The 21,999-nt window shown below is 36.7% G+C and carries 26 protein-coding genes and 2 riboswitches; of the genes, 19 read left to right on the top strand and 7 right to left on the bottom strand.

The annotated features are described in order from the left end of the window. Positions 1–1,213 (top strand): MFS transporter (locus tag A0F92_RS01900; RefSeq protein ID WP_068241119.1); only part of this gene is annotated, 1,213 nt, incomplete at its 5' end. A 32-nt stretch (positions 1,214–1,245) separates the two neighbouring features. Continuing rightward, the gene (locus A0F92_RS01895) at positions 1,246–2,220 is read left to right on the top strand and encodes an ROK family protein (protein WP_068241117.1); all 975 of its coding nucleotides are present in this window, start codon (positions 1,246–1,248) and stop codon (positions 2,218–2,220) included. A gap of 75 nt (positions 2,221–2,295) precedes the next feature. Here A0F92_RS01895 and A0F92_RS01890 read toward each other — a convergent pair whose 3' ends face one another. Genes A0F92_RS01890 through A0F92_RS01880 form a run of 3 tightly spaced genes read right to left on the bottom strand, consistent with a single transcriptional unit; the run spans position 2,296 to position 4,246 of the window. After that, entirely contained in the window at positions 2,296–2,907 is a 612-nt protein-coding gene (locus A0F92_RS01890) for a low molecular weight phosphatase family protein (RefSeq protein ID WP_068241115.1), read from the bottom strand. Between the two features lie 22 nt (positions 2,908–2,929). Then, positions 2,930–3,772, bottom strand: coding sequence for an arsenite methyltransferase (locus tag A0F92_RS01885; protein ID WP_068241113.1), 843 nt, complete (start codon positions 3,770–3,772; stop codon positions 2,930–2,932). An 18-nt stretch (positions 3,773–3,790) separates the two neighbouring features. Next, positions 3,791–4,246, bottom strand: a complete 456-nt coding sequence (locus tag A0F92_RS01880; RefSeq protein ID WP_317038885.1) for an ArsR/SmtB family transcription factor — start codon at positions 4,244–4,246, stop codon at positions 3,791–3,793. A gap of 25 nt (positions 4,247–4,271) precedes the next feature. Next, positions 4,272–4,339: riboswitch (Fluoride riboswitch) on the top strand. A 40-nt stretch (positions 4,340–4,379) separates the two neighbouring features. Here A0F92_RS01880 and A0F92_RS01875 point away from each other — a divergent pair. The 14 genes from A0F92_RS01875 to A0F92_RS01810 all read left to right on the top strand — a co-directional run bounded on the left by A0F92_RS01875 (position 4,380) and on the right by A0F92_RS01810 (position 16,496). Continuing rightward, the gene (locus A0F92_RS01875) at positions 4,380–5,765 is read left to right on the top strand and encodes a voltage-gated chloride channel family protein (protein ID WP_068241111.1); all 1,386 of its coding nucleotides are present in this window, start codon (positions 4,380–4,382) and stop codon (positions 5,763–5,765) included. Then, positions 5,726–6,094 carry a DUF190 domain-containing protein gene (locus A0F92_RS01870; protein WP_167516741.1) on the top strand — a complete coding sequence of 123 codons (369 nt, stop codon included), beginning with the start codon at positions 5,726–5,728 and terminating at the stop codon, positions 6,092–6,094. The genes A0F92_RS01875 and A0F92_RS01870 overlap by 40 nt, the downstream gene beginning before the upstream one ends. 20 nt (positions 6,095–6,114) lie before the next feature. After that, complete coding sequence (gene crcB, locus A0F92_RS01865; RefSeq protein WP_167516740.1) at positions 6,115–6,483, top strand: fluoride efflux transporter CrcB; 369 nt, start codon at positions 6,115–6,117, stop codon at positions 6,481–6,483. A gap of 27 nt (positions 6,484–6,510) precedes the next feature. Next, positions 6,511–6,951 (top strand): universal stress protein, encoded by a 441-nt coding sequence (locus A0F92_RS01860; RefSeq protein WP_068241107.1) that lies wholly within the window; start codon positions 6,511–6,513, stop codon positions 6,949–6,951. A gap of 25 nt (positions 6,952–6,976) precedes the next feature. Then, a riboswitch (Fluoride riboswitch) is annotated at positions 6,977–7,046 on the top strand. 94 nt (positions 7,047–7,140) lie between these two features. After that, positions 7,141–8,325 carry an MFS transporter gene (locus A0F92_RS01855; protein WP_167516739.1) on the top strand — a complete coding sequence of 395 codons (1,185 nt, stop codon included), beginning with the start codon at positions 7,141–7,143 and terminating at the stop codon, positions 8,323–8,325. 4 nt (positions 8,326–8,329) lie between these two features. Next, positions 8,330–8,749 (top strand): hypothetical protein, encoded by a 420-nt coding sequence (locus A0F92_RS01850; protein ID WP_068241103.1) that lies wholly within the window; start codon positions 8,330–8,332, stop codon positions 8,747–8,749. Positions 8,750–8,789: 40 nt separating this feature from the next. Further along, the gene (gene eno, locus A0F92_RS01845; RefSeq protein ID WP_068241101.1) at positions 8,790–10,100 is read left to right on the top strand and encodes a phosphopyruvate hydratase; all 1,311 of its coding nucleotides are present in this window, start codon (positions 8,790–8,792) and stop codon (positions 10,098–10,100) included. Between the two features lie 4 nt (positions 10,101–10,104). After that, positions 10,105–10,662 carry an inorganic diphosphatase gene (locus A0F92_RS01840; RefSeq protein WP_068241099.1) on the top strand — a complete coding sequence of 186 codons (558 nt, stop codon included), beginning with the start codon at positions 10,105–10,107 and terminating at the stop codon, positions 10,660–10,662. Positions 10,663–10,772: 110 nt separating this feature from the next. Next, complete coding sequence (locus tag A0F92_RS01835) at positions 10,773–11,546, top strand: metallophosphoesterase family protein (RefSeq protein WP_068241097.1); 774 nt, start codon at positions 10,773–10,775, stop codon at positions 11,544–11,546. 38 nt (positions 11,547–11,584) lie between these two features. Further along, a complete protein-coding gene (locus A0F92_RS01830) occupies positions 11,585–12,355 on the top strand; it encodes a metallophosphoesterase family protein (protein ID WP_068241095.1) in 771 nt (256 codons plus the stop codon). Positions 12,356–12,360: 5 nt separating this feature from the next. Continuing rightward, complete coding sequence (locus A0F92_RS01825) at positions 12,361–14,058, top strand: dynamin family protein (protein WP_068241093.1); 1,698 nt, start codon at positions 12,361–12,363, stop codon at positions 14,056–14,058. A gap of 1 nt (position 14,059) precedes the next feature. Continuing rightward, entirely contained in the window at positions 14,060–15,373 is a 1,314-nt protein-coding gene (locus A0F92_RS01820; RefSeq protein WP_068241091.1) for a MutS-related protein, read from the top strand. An 89-nt stretch (positions 15,374–15,462) separates the two neighbouring features. After that, complete coding sequence (locus A0F92_RS01815; protein ID WP_068241089.1) at positions 15,463–15,879, top strand: NUDIX hydrolase; 417 nt, start codon at positions 15,463–15,465, stop codon at positions 15,877–15,879. A 149-nt stretch (positions 15,880–16,028) separates the two neighbouring features. Then, positions 16,029–16,496 carry an HIT family protein gene (locus A0F92_RS01810; protein ID WP_068241087.1) on the top strand — a complete coding sequence of 156 codons (468 nt, stop codon included), beginning with the start codon at positions 16,029–16,031 and terminating at the stop codon, positions 16,494–16,496. A gap of 126 nt (positions 16,497–16,622) precedes the next feature. Here A0F92_RS01810 and A0F92_RS01805 read toward each other — a convergent pair whose 3' ends face one another. Then, a complete protein-coding gene (locus A0F92_RS01805) occupies positions 16,623–18,824 on the bottom strand; it encodes an outer membrane protein assembly factor BamB family protein (protein WP_068241121.1) in 2,202 nt (733 codons plus the stop codon). A 676-nt stretch (positions 18,825–19,500) separates the two neighbouring features. Between A0F92_RS01805 and A0F92_RS01795 the strand changes: the two genes are divergently transcribed. After that, positions 19,501–19,728, top strand: a complete 228-nt coding sequence (locus tag A0F92_RS01795) for a hypothetical protein (protein ID WP_068241082.1) — start codon at positions 19,501–19,503, stop codon at positions 19,726–19,728. 220 nt (positions 19,729–19,948) lie between these two features. Here A0F92_RS01795 and A0F92_RS01790 read toward each other — a convergent pair whose 3' ends face one another. The 3 genes from A0F92_RS01790 to A0F92_RS01780 all read right to left on the bottom strand — a co-directional run bounded on the left by A0F92_RS01790 (position 19,949) and on the right by A0F92_RS01780 (position 20,958). Further along, complete coding sequence (locus tag A0F92_RS01790; RefSeq protein WP_068241080.1) at positions 19,949–20,317, bottom strand: hypothetical protein; 369 nt, start codon at positions 20,315–20,317, stop codon at positions 19,949–19,951. Between the two features lie 75 nt (positions 20,318–20,392). Continuing rightward, positions 20,393–20,635, bottom strand: a complete 243-nt coding sequence (locus A0F92_RS01785) for a transposase (protein ID WP_068241078.1) — start codon at positions 20,633–20,635, stop codon at positions 20,393–20,395. A gap of 71 nt (positions 20,636–20,706) precedes the next feature. Then, the gene (locus A0F92_RS01780) at positions 20,707–20,958 is read right to left on the bottom strand and encodes a DUF4372 domain-containing protein (protein ID WP_068241076.1); all 252 of its coding nucleotides are present in this window, start codon (positions 20,956–20,958) and stop codon (positions 20,707–20,709) included. Positions 20,959–21,012: 54 nt separating this feature from the next. Here A0F92_RS01780 and A0F92_RS15460 point away from each other — a divergent pair, with 54 nt between their 5' ends. Further along, positions 21,013–21,594: a hypothetical protein gene (locus A0F92_RS15460; RefSeq protein ID WP_167516738.1), complete on the top strand. Its 582-nt coding sequence runs from the start codon at positions 21,013–21,015 to the stop codon at positions 21,592–21,594. 205 nt (positions 21,595–21,799) lie between these two features. After that, the coding region (locus A0F92_RS15455) for a hypothetical protein (protein ID WP_253810050.1) at positions 21,800–21,999 on the top strand (200 nt) is incomplete at its 3' end.

Raw genomic sequence — 21,999 nt, 5'->3', positions numbered from 1 at the left:
TCTGGTTTTTGCCATAGCATTGGGCGATCCTGCAACGGGGTCGCACCGCTTAAATCTTACCGGCGGAGTTAACTCTTTTGGAACCACACTGGGCCCCATTATTGTCAGCTTTTTTCTGTTTGGCTCAGTTGGAACTGCCATAGAAAATGTAACTGTAACCAATATCAATAATTTGTATTTAATTGTAGCCAGCGTATTCTTGGCGGTGGCACTATTTTTTGCATTATCCAAAAAATTACCCGATGGCAAAAATGAAGCAAAGTTTGAAGCTTCAAAAAATGCATCTAAATCTTTAATAATTCTTACCGGATTAATTATTGCCATCATTATTGTAGGGCAGTTAACCAACATTGAAAAATTACCATTACTGATTGTAACCTTATTCGTTGTTTTCTTTACCTTATTTTATTCGAACAATAAAGCCATCAAAAACAACGATGGATGGGGTGCCATGAAATACCCGCAATTGGTATATGGCATGATAGGAATTTTTATTTATGTGGGAACGGAAGTTACTATTGATAACAATTTTGGTGCATTATTAAAAACACCCGGTTATTTAACACAAATGGGATTGGATGAAAGTAAGATTTCAAAATTTGTTTCTTTATACTGGGGCAGTTTAATGATTGGAAGATGGACAGGTGCCATTGGTGTATTCAATTTATCGAACATGGGTAAAAAAATTGCCACTATTGTTGTACCCTTTATTGCATTTGGCGTTGTGTTGTTTGTAAATCATTTATATGGAAATGATATTATGGAATTATTACCCTATACTGTTTGTATTATTATTGCCATTGCTGCATTCTTTTACGGACAGGAAAAACCTGCCAAAACCCTATTAACGCTGGCAGTACTCGGAACCATTTCAATGATTATAGGCACAACCCTTACCGGTATTATATCAGTTTATGCCATTATATTTGGCGGATTATGTTGTTCAATTATGTGGCCTTGTATCTTTTCACTTGGCGTTGCCGGATTGGGAAAATATACCAGTCAGGGTTCAGCATTTTTAATTATGATGATTTTAGGTGGTGCAGTCATCCCGCCTTTTCAAGGTGCATTGGGCGATGCTTTTGGCATGCATCCTTCCTATGTAGTTGCTGCTTGCTGTTTTGCTGCACTTGCATTTTTAGCCATTAAATTAAAATCTGTTTTAAAAGCGCAGGGATTAGACTTTGATTCACAAGTGGCATCAGGACATTAATTTATAACTATCATATTAAAAAAGTATTATTCATGTCAACCTCAACTTCCACACTCGATTCATTAGCAATAGGTATAGATATTGGTGGTACTGGTACCAAATTTGGTATTGTAGACCGGTTGGGAAATGTATTATTTTCATCAGAAATCAGCACAAAAAAGCATATTGAAATAGAAACTTTTATTGCAGACCTGCAACAAAATTTAGTCCCACTTATTGAAAAAGCAGGAGGCATTGGTCGTATTAAAGGTATTGGTGTAGGTGCTCCTAATGGCAACTATTACACCGGCACAGTAGAATATGCACCTAATTTACCCTGGAAAGGCATTTTACCGTTAGCGAAATTGGTTCAGGATGAATTTAAATTACCGGTAGTATTAACCAACGACGCCAATGCGGCTGCGTTAGGCGAAATGATGTATGGCGCTGCCAAAGGCATGAAAGATTTTATTATGATTACTTTGGGTACCGGTGTAGGTAGTGGTATAGTGGCCAATGGTAAACTCATTTATGGCCATGATGGTTTTGCAGGTGAACTAGGTCATACCACTATCATTCCCGATGGCAGATACCATCCGGGTACCGGCAAAAAAGGATCTTTGGAAAGTTATGCATCTGCTACCGGCGTTACCACCACTGCACTTGAATTATTAGCCAATAGTAAGAGAGAAAGTATTTTAAGAAAAATTCCGAAAGAAAAAATAGATTCAAAAAAAGTATATGAAGCTGCTATTGCCGGGGATGCACTGGCACAGGAAATTTTTGAATTTACCGGTAAAATTTTAGGAATGGCATTGGCTAATTTCATTATGTTCTCCAGCCCTGAAGCCATTATATTGTTCGGTGGACTAACCAAAGCCGGCGATTTAATTTTAAGCCCTACCAAAAAACATATGGAAGAAAACCTGATTCAGGTATTTCAAAACAAAGTAAAAATTTTAGTGAGTCATTTAAACGAATCGGATGCAGCTATTTTGGGTGCATCGGCATTGGTTTGGGATATGTAAATGAAACTTTAAAGCATCAAAAAAATGGGATATCATCAAAAGACAACGATATCGCATTTCTGTTCTTAGGTACCACTATTTTACTAAAGAAAAAACATATAAAGTTTCCAAAGCAATTTGCCGGCACCGCTCATCATAAACGGCTTCTTGCTGCGTTGTGCCATCATACAATTTAGGATCTTCATAGGTTGTAGCTATGCGCCCAGTAGCGCCGGGTATAAACGGGCAATTGGCTTCTGCTTCTCCACAAGTCATAATAGCTAAAAAATTATCTTTTGGATTGGCCGGATGATGGTACACCTTAGAAAAACAGGTGGTACACTCCTCCTCACCATAACAAACCTGATATACCGGATTCTTTTCCTGACCATCTGAATAAATTTCAAATCCTGCTTTTTTTAATGCCTGAATGGCATTTTGATTAAAAGCAGTGGCTTCTGTACCACCTGAAAAAGTATAAATATCGGATATACCATAATAGGCAGCAGCAGTTGCTGCCCAAACCTGCCCAAAATGACTACGCCGCGAATTATGGGTGCAAATGTATACCAACTGCACAGGTTTATTTTGTGCTTTTTGCTGCTTAATAAAATCACTGACAGATGAAAGTAGTTTTTTCCTGTCAGATGCAATAGAATGAAATTGCTTTGCTAATGAATTGCAATAAGTTTGAATGGTTAAATACATAACATTTAATTAATTTTTTATTTTAGCAGCAGCCCGGTGCACAGCAATCATTTACATTTTCAGGTTTCTGTGCAAATACAGTAATACTGAATATACCGGTAGTGCCATTTTTAAAGGCTGCTATTTCTTGCGGAGTTAAATAATTTAATAAAATATCATCAGGTATAATAATGGGTTTTTCTTTTTGAATGATAATATTTTCAAATCCGTTTACCCTTATTAATTCTAAATAAACATCTTTTTGAATAGCCCCCGATATACATCCGGCATACATTTCGGCATCTTTTCTTAATGCCTCAGGTAAATTACCTACTAAAACCACATCTGAAATACTAAAATGGCCACCCGGTTTCAACACCCGGAAAATTTCTTTAAACACACCATCTTTATTGGGCACTAAATTCAATACACAATTGCTTACCACTACATCGGCAACATTGGCAGTAACGGGCATTTGTTCAATATCGCCCTGTCTGAATTCTACATTGTTGAAACCTAATTTCTCAGCATTGGCACGTGCTTTTTCAATCATAGCAGGTGTAAAATCAATCCCAATTACTTTTCCTGAAACACCAGTGACTGCTCTTGCAACAAAACAATCATTACCCGCACCGCTGCCTAAATCGATAACCGTATCACCCGTTTTTATTTGTGCAAATTGAGTGGGCAGGCCACATCCCAAACCTAAATCAGCATCGGCAGTATAGCCTTCTAAAGCAGTATAATCATCACTCATAATATTATACACTTCAGTTGAGCATCCACCGGCACCGCAGCATGATGATGCATTGGTTGTTTTATCCTGTAAAGCAATTTCACTATATTTTTGCTTTACAATTTCTTTTAATTCCTGATCTGTTTTCATATTTATAAAATTTAATAATTAACAACATTGACTTTTCACATGGGTTGCCGCTTCAAAAAATTTTGCAAATAAATTGCTGTACTTTGTCCATGTTTTTACATCAATACAATAACAAACATTCACACCATCTACGGAACCCTGAATAATTCCTGCATTTTTTAATTCTTTTAAATGTTGTGAAGTAGTAGATTGAGCTAACCCGGTTTCTTCAACCAAATCGCCACATACACAAGAATTTTTTTTCAATAAAGACTGAATAATAGCTATACGAGCCGGGTGGCTCAATGCTTTAGCTATTGCAGCAATTTCATTTTGCTCCTTGGTAAATAATTCAAGTTTTGATGTACCCATAACAAAAAATAAAAAACATATCGCAATATTACGATTAAGTAATTCAACCAACAAAAGATTATCTAAAGAAATTAGAAATGAATTAGAAATAAATAATAAACTGATTCCATTTTTTTCTGACAAAATTGACTAGTATATTTGCAGTACATTATGCAAAGGTGATGGTGTCCACCGATTAACTGCCCCATAAAAAGGGATGATGGCGCCTACAAATTAAGATTCGGAAATATTTTTAAATATTCATTAATTTGTAGGAATGAAGCGAATAAAAAATTCTTTTGAGCACGTTTTTATTGTATCACACCTGTTTAAATGGACCCTTTTTGTAATTCCTGTTTCCATCTCAGTAGGTACCTTAGTTGCATGGTTTTTATGGCTATTAGATAGAGCTATTAATTTTCGTTATACACATCTTTGGCTATTATGGTTACTTCCTCTTGCAGGAATAATGATTCATTTTTTGTATCAATTTTCCGGTAAAAATGCAGAGGGTGGTAATAATTTAATTATGGATGAAATTCATGAACCCGGTGGTGGCGTACCGGCAAGAATGGCACCATTAGTTATTGTTGCCACCATCATCACACATCTTTTTGGCGGCTCAGCCGGTCGTGAAGGTACTGCCGTTCAGGTGGGTGGCAGTTTGGCAAATTTCTTTGCAAGGCAATTCAAATTAACGAGAGAAGATGTAAGAATGTTACTCACTTCCGGTGTAGCAGCTGGTTTTGGTGCCGTATTTGGCACGCCCATAACCGGTGCCATATTTGCGCTAGAAGTATTAGCATTAGGCCGCATTAAACATGATGCACTACTACCTTGCTTTATTGCCAGTTTTCTTGCCGATATTACCTGTGGCGCCTGGGGCATTCATCATACCCAATACCATATTCTGTTTGCTTCAGTAGATAAAACTTACTTTAAATATGTTCACTTCGATTTATTGCTGCTATTCAAAGTAATTGGAGCTGGTATTTTATTTGGATTAGCCGGTTTTGCATTTGCAGAAACAGCTCATACCATTAAAAATTACAGTAATAAATGGATCCCTCAAAAATGGATGATTCCTGTTGTAGGAGGTTTCATCATTATTGCACTTACCTATATTATTGGCACACAGGATTATTTAAGTTTAGGAGTTACCAATCCCAACAAAAATGGTGTAAGTATCATCAGCAGTTTTCATAAAGGTGGAGCCACTTATTTTAGTTGGTTTTGGAAATTACTATTTACAGCAATTACACTGGGCATGGGCTTTAAAGGCGGTGAGGTAACCCCACTATTTTTTATAGGTGCTGCGTTAGGTAATACATTAAGCGTTATTACAGGTGCCCCTATTGATTTAATGGCTGGTTTGGGTTTTATTGCTGTATTTGCCGGTGCTACTAATACACCCATTGCCTGTACATTTATGGGCATTGAATTATTTGGTGGCGAAAATGTAATATACTATGCCGTTGCCTGCTTTACTGCCTATTATTTCAGCGGCCATTCAGGCATTTACCACGCACAAAGAGTAGCAGTTTCTAAAGTAGGAAATTTACATCACCATACAGACAAAACCTTACACGATGTAAGGGATAAACGTATTAAAAAAAGAAAACAATGGTTAAAAAAATCAAGAGCCACTCTCTTGGAAAACTAGAGATTTATATTGAGCCGGCACATAAAGTTAGGCATGGCGACAGAACTTTATTTAGAAAGCTATTTCCAAAATCGGCCTACATGCATATTGTAGCGGAAGCTAAAAAAGATGGCATTATCAATGCTTCTGCACATAGCACCCATACCAGCTTTAGCACAGATGGTAATATTGTAACTTTTAGTGCTGAAGGCGATAATTCAAAACTGGCCATGTGTGTGGAATTAATTGACAAAAAAGAAAAATTAGAAGATTTTTTCCTGAAACACAAAGATCTGTTACAATCAAAAATTGTAATTTACAAAGAAGTTGAATTTTGGGACATTGATTAATCCGTTTCAATTTCATGATTATGAAGAACTTGCTGATTATAGCTTTAGGTGGTGCAGTGGGTAGTATTTTACGCTACCTGGGCCAGGTAATGGTGAACAAAATGGGCTCATTCAGTTTCCCAATGGGAACTTTTTTAGTGAACATTTTGGGATGTTTTATCATCGGCCTGCTTTATGGTATTGCTAATAAATACAGCTGGCTAACTTTAGAATGGCGCCTGTTACTGATTACCGGTTTTTGCGGTGGCTTTACAACATTCTCAAGTTTTTCTTATGAAAGTATCAGCTTAATCAGACAGGGTAATTTATTTTACTTTTTTCTGTATGCCTTATTAAGTCTAACAATAGGTATACTAGCCACATTTGGAGGAACTACTTTAATTCGATAATTTTAAATACATGAAATATTTTTATTTATGGAATATAAAAGAATATTAATTGCCGTTGATGATAGTGCTTATGCCATTAAAGCAGCCAGAGCCGGTTTTACATTGGCACAGGCTTTAGAAGCTGTGGTAGGTGTTGTATATGTGATTAATAAATCGAAAGAAATAGTGAGTGCCGATTTGGGCATTACCCCGGAACAAAGCAAAACTTTGCTGTTACAGCAAGCAGATAAAACCATTCAGCAATATATTGAATTGTATGATGGCAAAACAGAAGTTTTTCGTTTTACACCCGAAGGTATTCCGGAAAAAGAAATTTTAAACATTGCTTCGGAATGGGAGGCTGATTTAATTGTAATGGGTACCCATGCCCGCAGTGGATTAGACAGAATTTTAACAGGCTCTACGGCTGAATATATTATTCGGCATTCTACCATACCGGTATTGGTTACCCCACCTCGTATGACATAAATAAAGTCTATGAAACACACATTGCTAATTTTCAGGTGATGGCGTTCCACCCAATTTAACCGCCTTTTACAAAGGATGATGACGCCTGGCTTTCTTTTTGAACATCCCTCAAATATTACAGGTATTGAACACTTAGATATATTTTGATGGATGCTTAAAAAGTCATTTTATTTCATCCAATTAAAAAATATGCAATTAAAAAAAGCCACCGTTTTTGTAATCCTTTTAGGATGCACCAGTCTTTTCTCGGACATGACTTATGAAGCTGCCAGAAGTATTAATGGCCCCTATCTGGAAGTATTAGGTGCTTCAGCAACAACAGTTGGCTGGGTAGCAGGATTAGGAGAATTATTGGGTTATGGCCTAAGAGTAATTTCAGGTTATTTGAGCGATAAAACAAAAAATTACTGGGCCATTACATTAGTGGGTTATTGCATTAATTTATTGTCGGTTCCCCTTCTGGCATTTGTGGGTTTTTGGCAACTGGCCATTGTACTAATGATTTTAGAGCGGATAGGGAAAGCCATCAGAACACCTGCCAGAGATGCCATGCTTTCATTCGGCGCACACCAGATGGGGCAAGGCTGGGGATTTGGCCTGCACGAAGCATTAGACCAAACCGGTGCTACCATTGGGCCATTATTGGTAAGTGCAGCATTGTTTATCAAAAACAATAATTATCAAAGTGCATATATCATTTTATTTATACCTGCCATTATTGCCATCAGCCTTCTTATTTATGCAAAAAATATTTACCCGCATCCGGAGCATTTAGAAATTAAAACAAAAGCACTTGCAACCAAAGGATACCCAAAACTGTATTGGCAATATTTAATGGCCATTGCTTTTATAGCACTAGGATATGCCGATTTTCCACTCATTGCCTTTCACTTTAAAAGCACACATTTAATGGCAGATGATATCATTCCGCTGCTGTACGCATTGGCAATGGCAAGCGATGGTATTGCTGCATTAATATTAGGTAAAATATTTGATAAAATAGGTACCAAAGCCCTCATTTTTACTTTACTCATTGCTTTGTTTTTTGGCCCGATGGTGTTTTTGGGAGGGATGAATTGGGCCATTGCCGGCATGGTGGTATGGGGTATTGGTATGGGTGCTCAGGAATCGATAGTAAAAGCAACCGTTGCACATTTTATTCCTCCTGAAAAAAGAGGAACAGCATTCGGTGTATTTAATGCCGTATTTGGATTGTTTTGGTTTGCAGGCAGTGCATTAATGGGTTATTTATATGATTATTCAATTATAATACTGGTGGCATTCTCTATTATTGTACAACTCATCGCTTTAGTGCTGCTAGCTGCTATTTCAGGAAAAATTCAACAATATTTTCATACACAACAAATTAGATAACCCAATGTATACCATCCCGGAAAAACAACAGCACGTGTTCAATGCTATTGCCTATATGATTGAAAAAAAATTATTAGACATGCAACTGCAACTGCTTGCACACCAGCATCCGTTAAAACAGGTATCTATTCAGTATGAAAACATTTCTAATCTGCAACTGCTTGCACAAATACATGAAAAATTAAACGCATTATATCAGCTTCTCTCAGAATTTTGTAGAGCTTACCGGGTACCCATTCAACAAATTAATTTCAAAAAAGAATTAAACGTAAAAGCCAATTTTTTGTGGGAAGATATTACCGGTGCAAGAGCAGACTCGATGAAAGGATATGGTATTACAGACGCAGTATTAATGGATGATTATCAAAAAAAAATAAATGCATTTACCAATGCTATTAATGAAATGATACGCATCCTAAATTAAGTCGTTCAATTAAATTGTTCAAACAAATAAATAAAACAATATGAAAATTTTAAAAATTTATGCCAGAGAAGTATTAGATTCCAGAGGCAATCCAACTGTTGAAGCAGAAGTTACCATAGAAGCTCCATTAAATGGCAGTAAAAAAATAATTCGCCAAATTAAAGGTCGTTCGATAGTACCATCGGGTGCCAGTACCGGTGAATTAGAGGCAGTAGAATTACGTGATAATGACCCCAAACGATATGGCGGGAAAGGAGTTACCCGGGCTGTTAATAATGTAAACAAAACCATTGCAAAACAATTTACCGGTAAAATATTTGAATCGCAGCAGGCCATTGACAATGCACTGATTACATTAGATGGCACTCCTAACAAAGCCAAATTAGGTGCTAATGCCATATTAGCCGTATCAATGGCTTATGCCCGTGCAATGGCAGCTACATTAAACATGCCTTTATATCGGTATTTAAATACCTCCGGTAAATTTACCATGCCCGTTCCTTGCATGAATGTAATCAATGGCGGAAAACACGCCGACAATAATGTAGATTTTCAGGAATTCATGATTGCACCGCACAATGCAACTTCATTTAAAGAAAGTATCAGGATGGGTGAAGAAACATTTCATGCACTTAAATCCATTCTCAATAAGAAAGGGTATTCCACCGGTGTGGGTGACGAAGGTGGCTTTGCACCCAATTTAAAATCCAATGAAGAAGCAGTTGAAGTGATATTAGAAGCCATTCAAAAAGCAGGCTATACACCCGGCAAAGACATTTCGCTTTGTATTGACCCCGCTACCAGTGAAATGTGGGAAGATGGACACTATGTATTTTTTAAATCTACCAAAGAAAAAATGAGCTCAGAGGAACTTTTAAATATTTGGGATAGCTGGATAAAACAATACCCTATTATTTTATTGGAAGATGGTATGGCTGAAAATGATTGGGAAGGCTGGAAATTATTAACCAACCAATTAAAAAACAAAGTTGAATTAACCGGCGACGATATATTCTGCACCAACCCATCCATTTTACAAAGAGGCATTGATGAAGGTATTGCCAATTCTGTTTTAATTAAACTAAACCAAATAGGAACCGTAACAGAAACCATTGATACCATCCAAATGGCTTACAAAAACAATTATAACTGCTTTATCTCACACCGCAGCGGCGAAACGGAAGATACCACCATTGCAGACTTAACAGTAGCTACCAATGCAGGTCATTTAAAAACAGGCAGTGGTTGCAGAGGTGAACGTATTGCCAAATTCAATCAACTGCTCCGTATAGAAGATGAATTAGGCAAGTCAGCAAAATTTGCAGGCATTAAAGCATTTAAAAACAAATAGTTTTATGGATAAAATTATTCAGCAAGTGCAACATCCCTGGCACATTTCAATCGGAAACGATATACCCAATGTAGTAAATACCATCATTGAAATTCCAAAAGGAAGCAGAATGAAATATGAATTGAATAAAGCATCGGGCCTGCTTCGATTAGACCGGGTACTCTACTCTTCTATTTACTACCCCATGAATTACGGGCTGGTACCACAAACTTATTTTGATGACGGAGATCCTTTAGACATTCTTGTAATGTGCTCATTCGATATTCAGCCTTTATGTGTTGTAGAAGCCCGAATTATTGGCATTATGCACATGGAAGATGAAAACGGTATTGATGACAAAATACTTTCCGTTGCCCATCACGACCCAGCCTATCAGCATATTCAGGATTTATCAGACATTCCGGAACACCACATGGTAGAATTAAAACACTTTTTTGAAGGGTATAAAGCATTGGAGAACAAAGTGGTAACCGTTGGTGATATGTATGGAAAAAAAGAAGCGCAGGCCTGTGTAAACAGAAGTCATCAATTGTATAAAGATAAATTCGGCATAACGGCATAAACGCTTCTAACCATTGAAACAAAACATATGAATGTTACCTGAATCAGTTTCAATTGCAACACACCAACTGATTCAGGATATTCTATTTCCAAATTTTTAAATGAAATATAATGAAAATTGCTGTATTTAGTGATGTGCATGCCAACTTGCCAGCTTTAAAAGCAGTATATGCGCATATTGAAAAACAGCAGCCCGATGCCATTTATTGTTTGGGTGATTGGGTAAACCAAAATATCTGGAACAATGAAGTAATTGATTTTATGCAGCAATACCATATACCCAGTGTGCTCGGCAATCACGACGAGGGAATTGGCAACAACAAAGCAAAATATCCTTTTTCTTATGGGAGCAGAGAAGAAATTGAATGGGGATTAGATGCCATTCAATATTCATTACAACAAATTACGGAAGAACGTAAAGCCATTTTACGTGCACTGCCTTTAAACCTAAAAGTAAAATTAGTAACCGGTAACCAGCAGCGCACTTTATTGTTTGCACATGGCACACCCAATAGCAATACCGAACGCATTTATCGATTTTATAAACAAGCAGAATTATCAAAAATATTAGATGATGAGGCGGCAGATGTTTTGATGATTGGGAACACACATGCATCATTTCACAAACAAATTGAAAGAATCATCAATGGCAAAAAAACCTACCAGCACATTATTAATCCCGGTTCAGTTGGCAGCCCTAAAGATGGAAGCTGGCATGCCTGTTATGCCATAGTTGAAATAGATACCGAAAAAGATATTAAATATGATCCTGAAGCATTACAAGTAAATTTTTACAGGTTAGATTATGATATTGATACCGTAATTAAAGGAATAAAAAAAAGCCCTTTACATATTTACTATGCGGTAAGATTACTCAAATACTAATAACATGAGTGACCGAATAAAATCAAAAATAGATAATTATGAAAATTGCATTGATTAGCGATATACATGCCAATTTACCGGCTTTAAAAGCTGTACTCAACGATATTAAAAAACATCAACCGGATGCTATTTTCTGCCTGGGCGATTTGGTAAATTTTGCAGGATGGGATAATGAAGTGATTGACCTGATTAGAAAAAATAATATCCCTTGTTTACAGGGCAACCATGATGAAGGCATTGGTTATTCAAAAAAAATATTTCCTTATTCTTTTGCCAATAAAGCCCAACAACAATTTGGCATCGATTCCATCCGTTGGGTGAATGAACATATAACCAATAGCAACAGGGCTTATTTACAAAATTTACCTTTCCTTTTTAAAATAGAAATCAAGGGGGTGTATCATACCATTACCATTGCAATGGTGCATGGCAGCACTACTTCAAATTTAGAATATGTACAAGAAAGTACAGATGATGCCTATTTATTAGAGATGATGGAAAGTATTGAAGCGGATATTTTATGCATGGGGCATACGCACAAACCCTGGTACAGGCCTATATTTTGTGAAGCAGAAAATAAAAAAATATACCGGCATGCCGTCAATGTGGGTTCCGTTGGAAAACCCAAACAAGGGAATAATAGAGCTTGTTATACCCTGTTAAACATAAAGAAAGATGCAGCATTGTCTGAACCGGCTGCAGTTCATGTACAGTTTGAGTTTGTAGCATACCCCGTAAAAACTGTTATCAAAAAAATTGCTTCGCTCGGTTTATCAGATGCATATAATAATTTTCTATTAAATAGATAACTCTTATGTCAACCGGTGCCCAATATATTCAATTATTACATCAAACTGCCATTCAATTAGAGCAGCAAAACCTGGCGGATGAAATTATGCAATTACAGCAGAAATTGAGTAGCGCAGAAATAAATGTTGTGATTACCGGCTTTTTTAAAAGAGGTAAATCTTCACTCATTAATGCGCTTATTGGCCAAAATATAATGCCCACCGGTGTAGTTCCGGTTACAGCCATTATTACATTGTTAAAGTATGCTGCTTTTCCCGGAATTGAAATTGTGTACAAAAATAACCAAACAGAAAAAAATGACCTTCACTGTTTACAGCAATATGTGAGTGAAGAAGAAAATCCGGAGAATATAAAAAATGTATCGCATGTTATTGTGTACCATCCTGCACCCATACTTCAGCAAATTACCATCATCGATACGCCGGGTGTAGGTTCATCGCTGGAACACAATACCGATACCACCCTTCAATTTTTAACAAAAATTGATGTAGCCATATTTGTACTGAGCGCCGATATGCCCATCTCAAAATCAGATATTGAATTTTTAGCACAACTGAAATTGCAGGTAAATGATATTGTTTTTGTTGAAAACAAAAAAGATTTGCTCAATATATCCGATTTAGAAAAAATGATGGCGCATAATAAAAAAATGATTGCGGAACATTGCAACATACCCATAGCAGAAATAGCCATTATACCGGTTTCGGCCAATACTCATTTAGCCGGAAATATGGCTACTTCAGGAATAGATAATCTACTTCAGTTACTGGAAAAGAATATTGCACAAAACAAACCAACCATTGTTCAACAAAGTACAGAAAGGCAATTGGCATTGATTGAACAAAGCATTCGTTCACTCATTCAATTAAGACTGGATAATTTGCAAATGCCTGTTCAGGAATTGAATCAACGAGTCAACAATTTTCAGGCTACCAAATCTGTTTTATTGAATGAAATAGAAGGCTTTCATGCCATATTGCAACACTATATTCAAAAACTCAACGAAACAGTGCATGTACAATGTAATGATAAAGCTAAAGGTATTGAAACAGAAATAATTGCACTGATTGAAAGATATTTGCACCCGTCCTATCAATTATTAGAAAAACAGTATCAACAACAATTAATTAAAACACTCAATCAAATTATACGTACCGGATTTGATCAGTTAAAAACACAATTGGAAGAAAGCAGTAAAGCACAATTCAAACAAATACTTGAACAATATTTGTTGAACTCAAAAAACATTTTACACAACATTGCCATTCATTTCTCCGATTATCTGAATACAGGTATTGAAACAATTGTTGAAAAATTTGACTGGAAGGCATACACTGCTTCTTATATTACTTTAAATGGGCTTGATAAAGAAGCCATCATTACTAAAAACAATCCACTTTTTTACCTCACCAAAAAAAGCAAAGAACAGCTCATTGTGCAATCTGTTTTGCAGCAGTACCATGAAATTATTGTCCAAAATACTGCCTCTATTATTTACGAGGCGCAATATAAAATACAGGAATCGTTTCGCAAGTTCAATTCAGATTTTAAAATAAAGGTGCAACAGTTATTCAATACATTAGAACAGGAAATGGTCATTACCATGCAAAAAACAAATGAATTAAATTTTAATACACAAGGCAGCATTACAACATTGGAAACAATGAAAAATAACTTAAATTGTTTTACCCATTCTGTATGATATGGATAGCCAGACTTTGATTGATTTAGAAATATTGGAATCATCAGAAGGAAAAAATAACCATCTTTTTCATCTGCTGAACCATACCATTACCCAAGGAGGTGAAGACGTTTTAAAACAAAAAATAGTACAGCCATTTTTGCCTGCTCAGGTTATTCGGCAAACGCAACAAACCATTCAACAATGCATGCCACTTATTCAGCAATGGCATCAAATCATTCAGGAACGGAATATTGTTATGGCTGAATTATACCTACAATCCAACATCCAAATCAGTAATTTGGAAAAAGATGCCTATCACCAATGGAAAGCAAAATTATTTAAATGGCAACATCCGGATTACTTTCACTATCTACATTCGAATATTGTATCCTTACAAAACCTGTTGAAAGATGTAGAGCAATTCCTTACTAACCATCCTATTGCAACATCCCTGTCTACCATCCTTATACAGCAACAAATACAACATATTTTAAATAATATATTGTCGCCCAATTCAGCAGGTTTGGCTAAACGATCTGCATTTGCCACCCTTTATGTTGATATGTTGATGAGAAGAAAAGTAACGGATAACATCAAAAATATTTTAGAATGGATTTATGAAACAGATGCCACCATGTCAATGGCACATGCCTGCACGCTTTATCAACTGCATTTTCCTGAAATAAGGGAAGAAAGTTTTTGGGAAATAAAAAATTTGAGGCATTTATTCGTAAAAGAACCGATAATGAACGATGCTGTATTGACGCAACAAAACATCATGTTTGTAACCGGGCCTAATATGGCTGGCAAAACCACTTATTTAAAGGCCATTGCACATTCTATTTTATTGGCACATTTGGGTATGGGAATTCCTGCAACAGCAGGTAAAATTAGCGTAGTAAAAGATTTGTTTTCATTTATAGGCATTACCGATAGCATATCGAAAGGAGAAAGTTATTTTCAGGCAGAAATTAATAGAATACAATTACTGGCAGGTTGTTTGCAAAAAAATAAGTCAGTAGCCGTAATTATTGACGAGCCTTTTAAAGGCACCAATATTAAAGATGCTTTAGACTGTACAATATTATTTACACAATTGGCATTGCAATGGAGCCAAAGTTTTTTTATAATTGCCACCCATTTAACCGAGATATATGCAACATTACAAGACAATAAAAAAATTGCATTTTATTATTTTGAAACGAAACAGGAAGCAGATAAACTAATTTTTGATTACAAATGCAAACGGGGATTATCTGAGCAAAGATTAGGTTTAGCCATTTTTAAACAAACCGGTTTACCGGAATTAATGCAGCCAAAAAAAAACAACTGAAGTTAAATACTTTATACGCATAGAATGCATTTTTTACAAAAAAGATTACCTTGAAAACAGCTATTTAGCCATATGTTTAAACTGAAATTATGATACAAACTGTTTATGCAGCCGGGGGTATTGTTTGGAGTGAAAACGATGAATTGCTCATGATACTTCGGTATGGAAAATGGGATTTGCCCAAAGGTCATTTACAAATGAATGAGAGTTACGAACAATGCGCTTTGCGGGAAGTAAAAGAGGAAACCGGATTAAAAACGCTTGAAATTACCGGTAGTGCAGGTATAACACATTATGAATATTTTGACAATACATTACACCAGGAGGCCATCAAAGAAATTCATTGGTTTGAAATGAAAACAACCACCCATTTAGATGTGATGCCCGAATTAAAAGAGCAAATAGAATGGATACATTGGATTCAAAAGGAAGAGATTGAAAAATATTTATACAACTCGTACGATAATGTGCGTAACATATTGGAAAAATATGTTACTAAACCATAAATAATATTTTATTTACAGGTAATACAATAAGGTATATCCGGCATTACTTTTAATCGGTTTATATAAGCATTTTACCAAGGGTTTTAAAACTATTGCACGGTAGTGCATTTGGGCAAGTTTGTTTAATTTTGTAAGAATAAAAAAAATCTATGCAAGATTGTCCCTTTTGCAACAAACAAAAAAATGATTTCTACTTAGAAACAGAAAATTTTGCAGTGATATATAATATATCTCCTATTCTTCCCGGGCATTCATTGGTTATTCCTAAACAACATAAGGAAAGTTTATTTGAATTAACAGAAGATGAATTGGCAGAATTTATGCAATTGGGAAGAACCACTGCAGCTTTATTGTGTAAGGTATTTAGTACCGATGCATTTAACTGGGCTATTCAGGAACGTGAAGTTGCCGGCCAATCAGTTGCTCATTTACACATGCATATTGTACCCAGGCGCTTGGGAGATATGGTTAATCCGGGCGACTGGTACCAACGATTAGAAAAAATTGAATCGGGTGATATTGATACTTATGAACGATTTAAATTATCGGAAGAAGTTTTACACACACTTACCCAAAAAATGAAACAGAAAGCCATTGCATTTGGATTTAGAAAATGAAAAACGTTTCAATTATTTTTTAAACTAACGTTCAATTATTGACGTAGAAAAGTTGCCACTACCATCTGCCGTACAAGTGTGCGACGCAACAGTTGTTGCCATACCAACAAAAAGCCAGTAACAAAATTATTTTTGTGCATCAGGCAAGGCAAATGCCACATAACTATCGCCAGAATGTTTTTTTAATTTTCCACCACCACAGGCAATAACAACATATTGTTTGCCATTAACTGCATAAACGGCAGGTGTTGCAAAACCACATGCAGGTAAATTAGCCTCCCACAATAACTTACCATTCGTTTTATTGAATGCACGAATTTTAGCATCGCTGGTGGCCGCAATAAACAGCAAGCCGCCGGCCGTTACCACAGGACCGCCATAGTTTTCTGTACCAGTATGAATACCTTTTGCTTTCCATTCAGGATAATCGCCTATAGTGTCTTTCCATACCAACTGTCCTGTGTTTAAATTGATAGCCGTTAAAGTACCCCAGGGTGGTGCCACTGCCGGATAGCCTTCACGCGATAAGAATTTATTGTAGCCCGTTGAGGTATAGGGCATATTATCCCATTTAGTGAATGTTTTAGCAGGTGCAATAAATTTTTGATGTTGTTGTGCAGCTATTGCAAGCACATAGGCAGCCAATGCATTTTTTTCTTCCGGCGTTAATTGTTGAAAAGAAGGCATCATTCTTCTGCCCGAAGTTAACAATGCCTCAAATTGATTTTTATTGTACTTTTTATTTATTTGAAAAAGCGAAGGATAATTGCCACTGCCTTGCATTGACGTACCATGACAAGCCATACAATGTGTACGGTACAAACGAATACCCGCCTGAAGATTGGTTTCACCGGTAGGTGGTACCTTATTTTTTGCATCCACCATCGTTAAAATCCATGGCATTTCACTGGCATTTACATACAATATACCGTTTGTTGGGTCTACAGCAGGCCCACCCCACTCTGCTCCGCCATCAAAGCCGGGAAAAATAACCGTACCTTCTTTTGAAGGAGGAATAAACAAACTGCCTGTTTTGTAACGAGATAGCCTTTGTTTCAATTCATTAAAAGAAGAATCGGAAACTAAATGATTCAAATCTTTTTCAGTTAGCGATTGCCTTGCAAAAGGAACCGGCAAAGCAGGATAAGGTTGGGTAGGTGCCGGTTGTTCACCGGTTAATTCACTGAATGTGGGCACAGGTTGTTCCTCAATCGGGAATATAGGCTTACCATTTAGTCTGTTGAATAAAAATATAAAACCGGTTTTAGTGGGTTGTGCTACTGTTTCAATTTTTTTACCGTTTATGGTAAGGGTAACCAAAGCCGGTGCCGTTGGTAAGTCTCGATCCCATAAATCATGGTGTACGGTTTGATAATGCCAGATTTCTTTACCATTGTTGGCATTTAAAGCAATAAGTGTATTGGCAAAAAGATTATTGCCAAGGCGTAAACCGCCATAAAAATCATATACAGCAGAACCAGTGGGTACATACACAATACCTTTCTCTTCATCCATACTAAAACCTGCCCAGGCGTTAGCGCCACCCACCTGACGGTAAGCAGAGGTATCATCCCAGGAATGAAAACCCGGTTCGCCGGGTTGCGGAATGGTGTGAAATATCCAGCGCAATTGGCCGCTATGTACATCGTAAGCACGCACATCACCCGGTGCTGCAGGCATTTCTTCAGCAACACGGGTGCCAATTATAATCATGTCTTTATAAATAATGCCCGGTGAAGTGGAAGCCACATATAATGATTGTGCCCTTGGCCCCAAATCATGGTGTAAGTCAATGCTCCCACCGTTGCCAAATGATAGAATTGGTTTTCCATTGGATGCATTGATACAATACAATTTAGCGCCGGCAGCATAAAATATACATTGGTAGTTGGCTCCATTTGCATAATAGGTTACACCCCGACATACATTCATCATAAAATAGCCGGTGGCTTTAGCAGCTCCTGCCGTATCGAGCAATGGATTAAAACTCCATTTTTGTTGTCCGTTTGCTGCATTCAATGCAAACAATTTCAATTGTGGCGAAACGCCATATAAAACACCATCTACGATAATTGGATTCACCTGAATTTGTGTTGATTCACCTGCATCACCACAATGGTATTCCCATACCGGTTGCAATGAAGCAACATTATTGGTATCAATTTGTGTAAGTGATGAATAATGATTGTTTTCTTTATTAGCGCCATAAACCTGCCAGGAGGCGTATTGTTGCGACTGTTTAGAGTGGCAAGCCACCAACATACCCAATATCAATGCTATGCAGCCAATATGGATAGATTGTTTGGAAAATAAAAAAAGTGTTTTCATATGCATATTTTGAGCCAACAATTCTTAAAACAAGAACAATAGCATCGTTGAAAATAAACAATCTTTCTGGCTTTTGTATGAATTGGAACGAGAGAAGTTTATGGATTGCAAATCAATTTAGCGGCCGTTGGTTCCAATTTTTTTATGTGCAGAATGATAGAAGATTTTTTGGCAAAGTAAAATTGACCAAAAACCTTAACAAAGCATACAGCCATCAAATAAAATCAGCATTAACTGTCCGGCGGGGCGGCACTGTAACTGTCATTTATTTTGAAGCATAGAAGCCATACCATAAAAAAGTAACGACTACTAACCAATACATATTTTACCCTGCCTCGATACAAGTTCCACTCAATAGCGTTGCGCAACGCTGTAAGCAAGGAAATGAATGGATTTTGTATGCTCTGCAAATGGGCATTTTCTACACCCAAAAAAAGCCCATTTTATACCAAAAAAAATTGGAAACTGCCTGTTGAAAGTTGTATGTTGAAAACACAAAAAATTAATATGCTATGGCAACAGTATCTTCATTTTATATCAGCGTAACATATATCGTATTAATTTTATATAATGTAAATGCCGTCAATTAGTACGCAGCAAAACCTCTCTCGATAAAAAACGATTTGAACGTGATCCTGTATTTGCTACCCAATGCCAATACAGCGAATGGCTGAAGTTGGCATCACCCATTGCCAGTAAAATATACCAACAATTACCTAAGCAAAAAGGGTTACAACAACGTATGACGGGTATGGTAATGAAGTGGTTGAAAGAGGGTATATCCATTGTTGCTGCTGCAAAGCGACTACAAGCACTTTTTTTACAGCCCGCGGCTGTTACTGGACAAGATACGATGTATAGGCACCAACCCATACAGCGGGTAACAGTTAAAATACATTTGTAAATAGCAAAACGACACCAAAAGTCACCTTGCATTTTGGCAGTATACCATTGCGTATTTAAAACAAATAACCGGTCATTATTGTGATCAAAAAGGGCAACCTTTTGTAAGATTGTCTTTTGGGTAATAATGTCGTCCCGGGTACCAACGGTTCTAATTGTTTAAATCAGGATGTGATGGATGTAGTTGGGTTTTGAAGGTTAAAAATGGAAAAACCTATTGCTTAGGTTTTTATCCACTTTGTTTGAGGTGATGTGGAGCGTGCCTCACCGGATTTGTTTCTGTTGCGTTGTTGTTGTCGTTTGGTGAGCGGATTACCCCGGTACCCTTTTTCATGGATACAGCTCTCAATATTTTTAATGCGGCATACTTGTTCTATGGCTACCCACTGCGCATCGGTATCTTTCTGGCGCAGTTTATTTTCATCCCACTCCAGGGGTATGTTGCCTTCTTTGGGTTGTTTATTCTCATCCCGGCTGTTGTGTTGCACAAGTACTTCTACAATAGAGGCATCTACTAATTTGCCTTTGTGTACTATGATGCCGTCTTTATCTAATTGCTTATCCAGGTGGCTGAATAATTTCTCTACCATACCCACCGGTAGTGAGTTTATCCCAGAACAACCATATCGTTTTGGCATCCGGTACGGGGTCGTTAATACCCAACCCTAAAAACGCATAAAACTCAACCGGTCTAATATGGCATACTCTATTGTATCATCGCTCAGGTTATAATATCGCTGCAGGATAAGCACTTTAAACATCAGCACATAATCATAGGCCGGACGCCCCCCTTTGCTACGGTCAACTTCCTTATCAAAAAATTGTCGGAGGGGTTTGCGGAAAAATTCAAAATCAATATGATTACTCAGCCGTTCTAACGGGTCTTGTTTTTTACTCAGCTTCTCCATCCGTATTTGTTCGTAAATAATCCTCTTGCTTTTGACATGTTTATTGTTTTTATCTCAGACAACTGTTTATACTAAAACAGTGCTTCGTATCTTATGGTTTTTAAAGATGCCCTTAATTTATTAGAGTTGGCTTTTAAACAAAGTATGGTATCTGATAAACTTTCCCGGTAAGTAAGTTGGCCGAAAACCATACAGAGATATTGTTGCCAACAATTAAAATGTTTGGTTTTATAATCGCCATTATTTCTTTTAACACAGGTTTTAAAACTGGTTGGCGAAATGAGAGAAATAAGCTGAGAGAACAAATTGGCGCCTTGATTCATATAAATTGATTATCAAGGCGTTATATTAAGCAAAAACCTAAAACTTTTCAAATCGTGTTAGGCTATAAAACCGCTGAAACCCAATACCAACAAGACTTTCAAAGAACTTATATTTACAACATCAAAACACTAGTGAAAAGAATTAATTTTTTATTAACGTTTAATTGTCGCCTATCTACCCTTTTTAAAAAATATCAATGTATTTTTACCACAATGGTTAATGTCGCAAATAGAATATCTCTTAGGGGCAATATATATTCATCCTTAGTTTTTGCGCTTGCCGTCATGATATTGGTTCTATCGTGCCCTTTAAAGAAGTTGCTTCAAAACAACTATGTTTCTAATTCTTCAGCTACGGGAAAAATCGGTCAAACAAATAATATTCAGGGTAGTATTGTTGATTATCATTCTACTGATAATTGCTTAATAGTTACGAAAGAAATTTTTCTTGTAAAAACAGACTTATCAAAACAAATTAATTTTTCAGACCCGCTATACTTGACAAATATCACCAGGCAACCTGGTTTTGATATAAATTATTTTTTAAGCGGAGTAAGTTATGATTATACTCACTTAGTATCATACCATTATTCTACACTTCCTCTTTTTTTGCAACATCTCCGGTTGCGTATTTGATTTTTTCTTTACTCTTTAGTTCACCGTAATTGCCTTCAGCTTGTAGCTGATTTCGGCCTTTTTTCAATTTACACCGAAAGAAAAAATGACTTATAAGATATTCGTGCTGGCAGCATTTTTGTTGCTAATAAACAATATACTGTTTGCCCAAAAGAAAATATATACGCTAGAAGATGTCTGGCAAAAGACGCTTCAATACCCATCCGTGTCTGCTAAAAAAGAATTGGTTGAACAGCATCTGCTCAATAAAAAGCTGGTGCAGCAACAAACATTCCCCGAAGTGCATGCACAGGCGCAACAGAGTTATGGGTCTTATCAAACTATGCCCGGGTCGTTTTTCCCATTACTGGGTTTATACAACAGCAGCGGCAGCAATAAGAATGGTGCTGCTGCCGGCAGTGGTGC

Source organism: Hydrotalea flava (assembly GCF_001623405.1).
Classification (GTDB): Bacteria; Bacteroidota; Bacteroidia; order Chitinophagales; family Chitinophagaceae; genus Hydrotalea; species Hydrotalea flava.
Note: the sequence above shows the minus strand (reverse complement) of the source record. Positions and strands in the feature narration are given on the sequence as shown.

Coding starts and splice junctions, on each gene's coding strand:
- A0F92_RS01840 (WP_068241099.1), top strand. CDS start 10,105: ATGGATAAAATTATTCAGCAAGTGCAACATCCCTGGCACATTTCAATC.
- A0F92_RS01815 (WP_068241089.1), top strand. CDS start 15,463: ATGATACAAACTGTTTATGCAGCCGGGGGTATTGTTTGGAGTGAAAAC.
- A0F92_RS01825 (WP_068241093.1), top strand. CDS start 12,361: ATGTCAACCGGTGCCCAATATATTCAATTATTACATCAAACTGCCATT.
- A0F92_RS01850 (WP_068241103.1), top strand. CDS start 8,330: ATGTATACCATCCCGGAAAAACAACAGCACGTGTTCAATGCTATTGCC.
- crcB (WP_167516740.1), top strand. CDS start 6,115: ATGAAGAACTTGCTGATTATAGCTTTAGGTGGTGCAGTGGGTAGTATT.
- A0F92_RS01885 (WP_068241113.1), bottom strand. CDS start 3,772: ATGAAAACAGATCAGGAATTAAAAGAAATTGTAAAGCAAAAATATAGT.
- A0F92_RS01855 (WP_167516739.1), top strand. CDS start 7,141: ATGCAATTAAAAAAAGCCACCGTTTTTGTAATCCTTTTAGGATGCACC.
- A0F92_RS01810 (WP_068241087.1), top strand. CDS start 16,029: ATGCAAGATTGTCCCTTTTGCAACAAACAAAAAAATGATTTCTACTTA.
- A0F92_RS01890 (WP_068241115.1), bottom strand. CDS start 2,907: ATGTATTTAACCATTCAAACTTATTGCAATTCATTAGCAAAGCAATTT.
- A0F92_RS01780 (WP_068241076.1), bottom strand. CDS start 20,958: ATGAATCAAGGCGCCAATTTGTTCTCTCAGCTTATTTCTCTCATTTCG.
- A0F92_RS01785 (WP_068241078.1), bottom strand. CDS start 20,635: ATGGAGAAGCTGAGTAAAAAACAAGACCCGTTAGAACGGCTGAGTAAT.
- A0F92_RS01870 (WP_167516741.1), top strand. CDS start 5,726: ATGGTTAAAAAAATCAAGAGCCACTCTCTTGGAAAACTAGAGATTTAT.
- A0F92_RS01860 (WP_068241107.1), top strand. CDS start 6,511: ATGGAATATAAAAGAATATTAATTGCCGTTGATGATAGTGCTTATGCC.
- A0F92_RS01895 (WP_068241117.1), top strand. CDS start 1,246: ATGTCAACCTCAACTTCCACACTCGATTCATTAGCAATAGGTATAGAT.
- A0F92_RS01835 (WP_068241097.1), top strand. CDS start 10,773: ATGAAAATTGCTGTATTTAGTGATGTGCATGCCAACTTGCCAGCTTTA.
- A0F92_RS01875 (WP_068241111.1), top strand. CDS start 4,380: ATGAAGCGAATAAAAAATTCTTTTGAGCACGTTTTTATTGTATCACAC.
- A0F92_RS01805 (WP_068241121.1), bottom strand. CDS start 18,824: ATGAAAACACTTTTTTTATTTTCCAAACAATCTATCCATATTGGCTGC.
- A0F92_RS01790 (WP_068241080.1), bottom strand. CDS start 20,317: ATGGTAGAGAAATTATTCAGCCACCTGGATAAGCAATTAGATAAAGAC.
- A0F92_RS01820 (WP_068241091.1), top strand. CDS start 14,060: ATGGATAGCCAGACTTTGATTGATTTAGAAATATTGGAATCATCAGAA.
- eno (WP_068241101.1), top strand. CDS start 8,790: ATGAAAATTTTAAAAATTTATGCCAGAGAAGTATTAGATTCCAGAGGC.
- A0F92_RS01830 (WP_068241095.1), top strand. CDS start 11,585: ATGAAAATTGCATTGATTAGCGATATACATGCCAATTTACCGGCTTTA.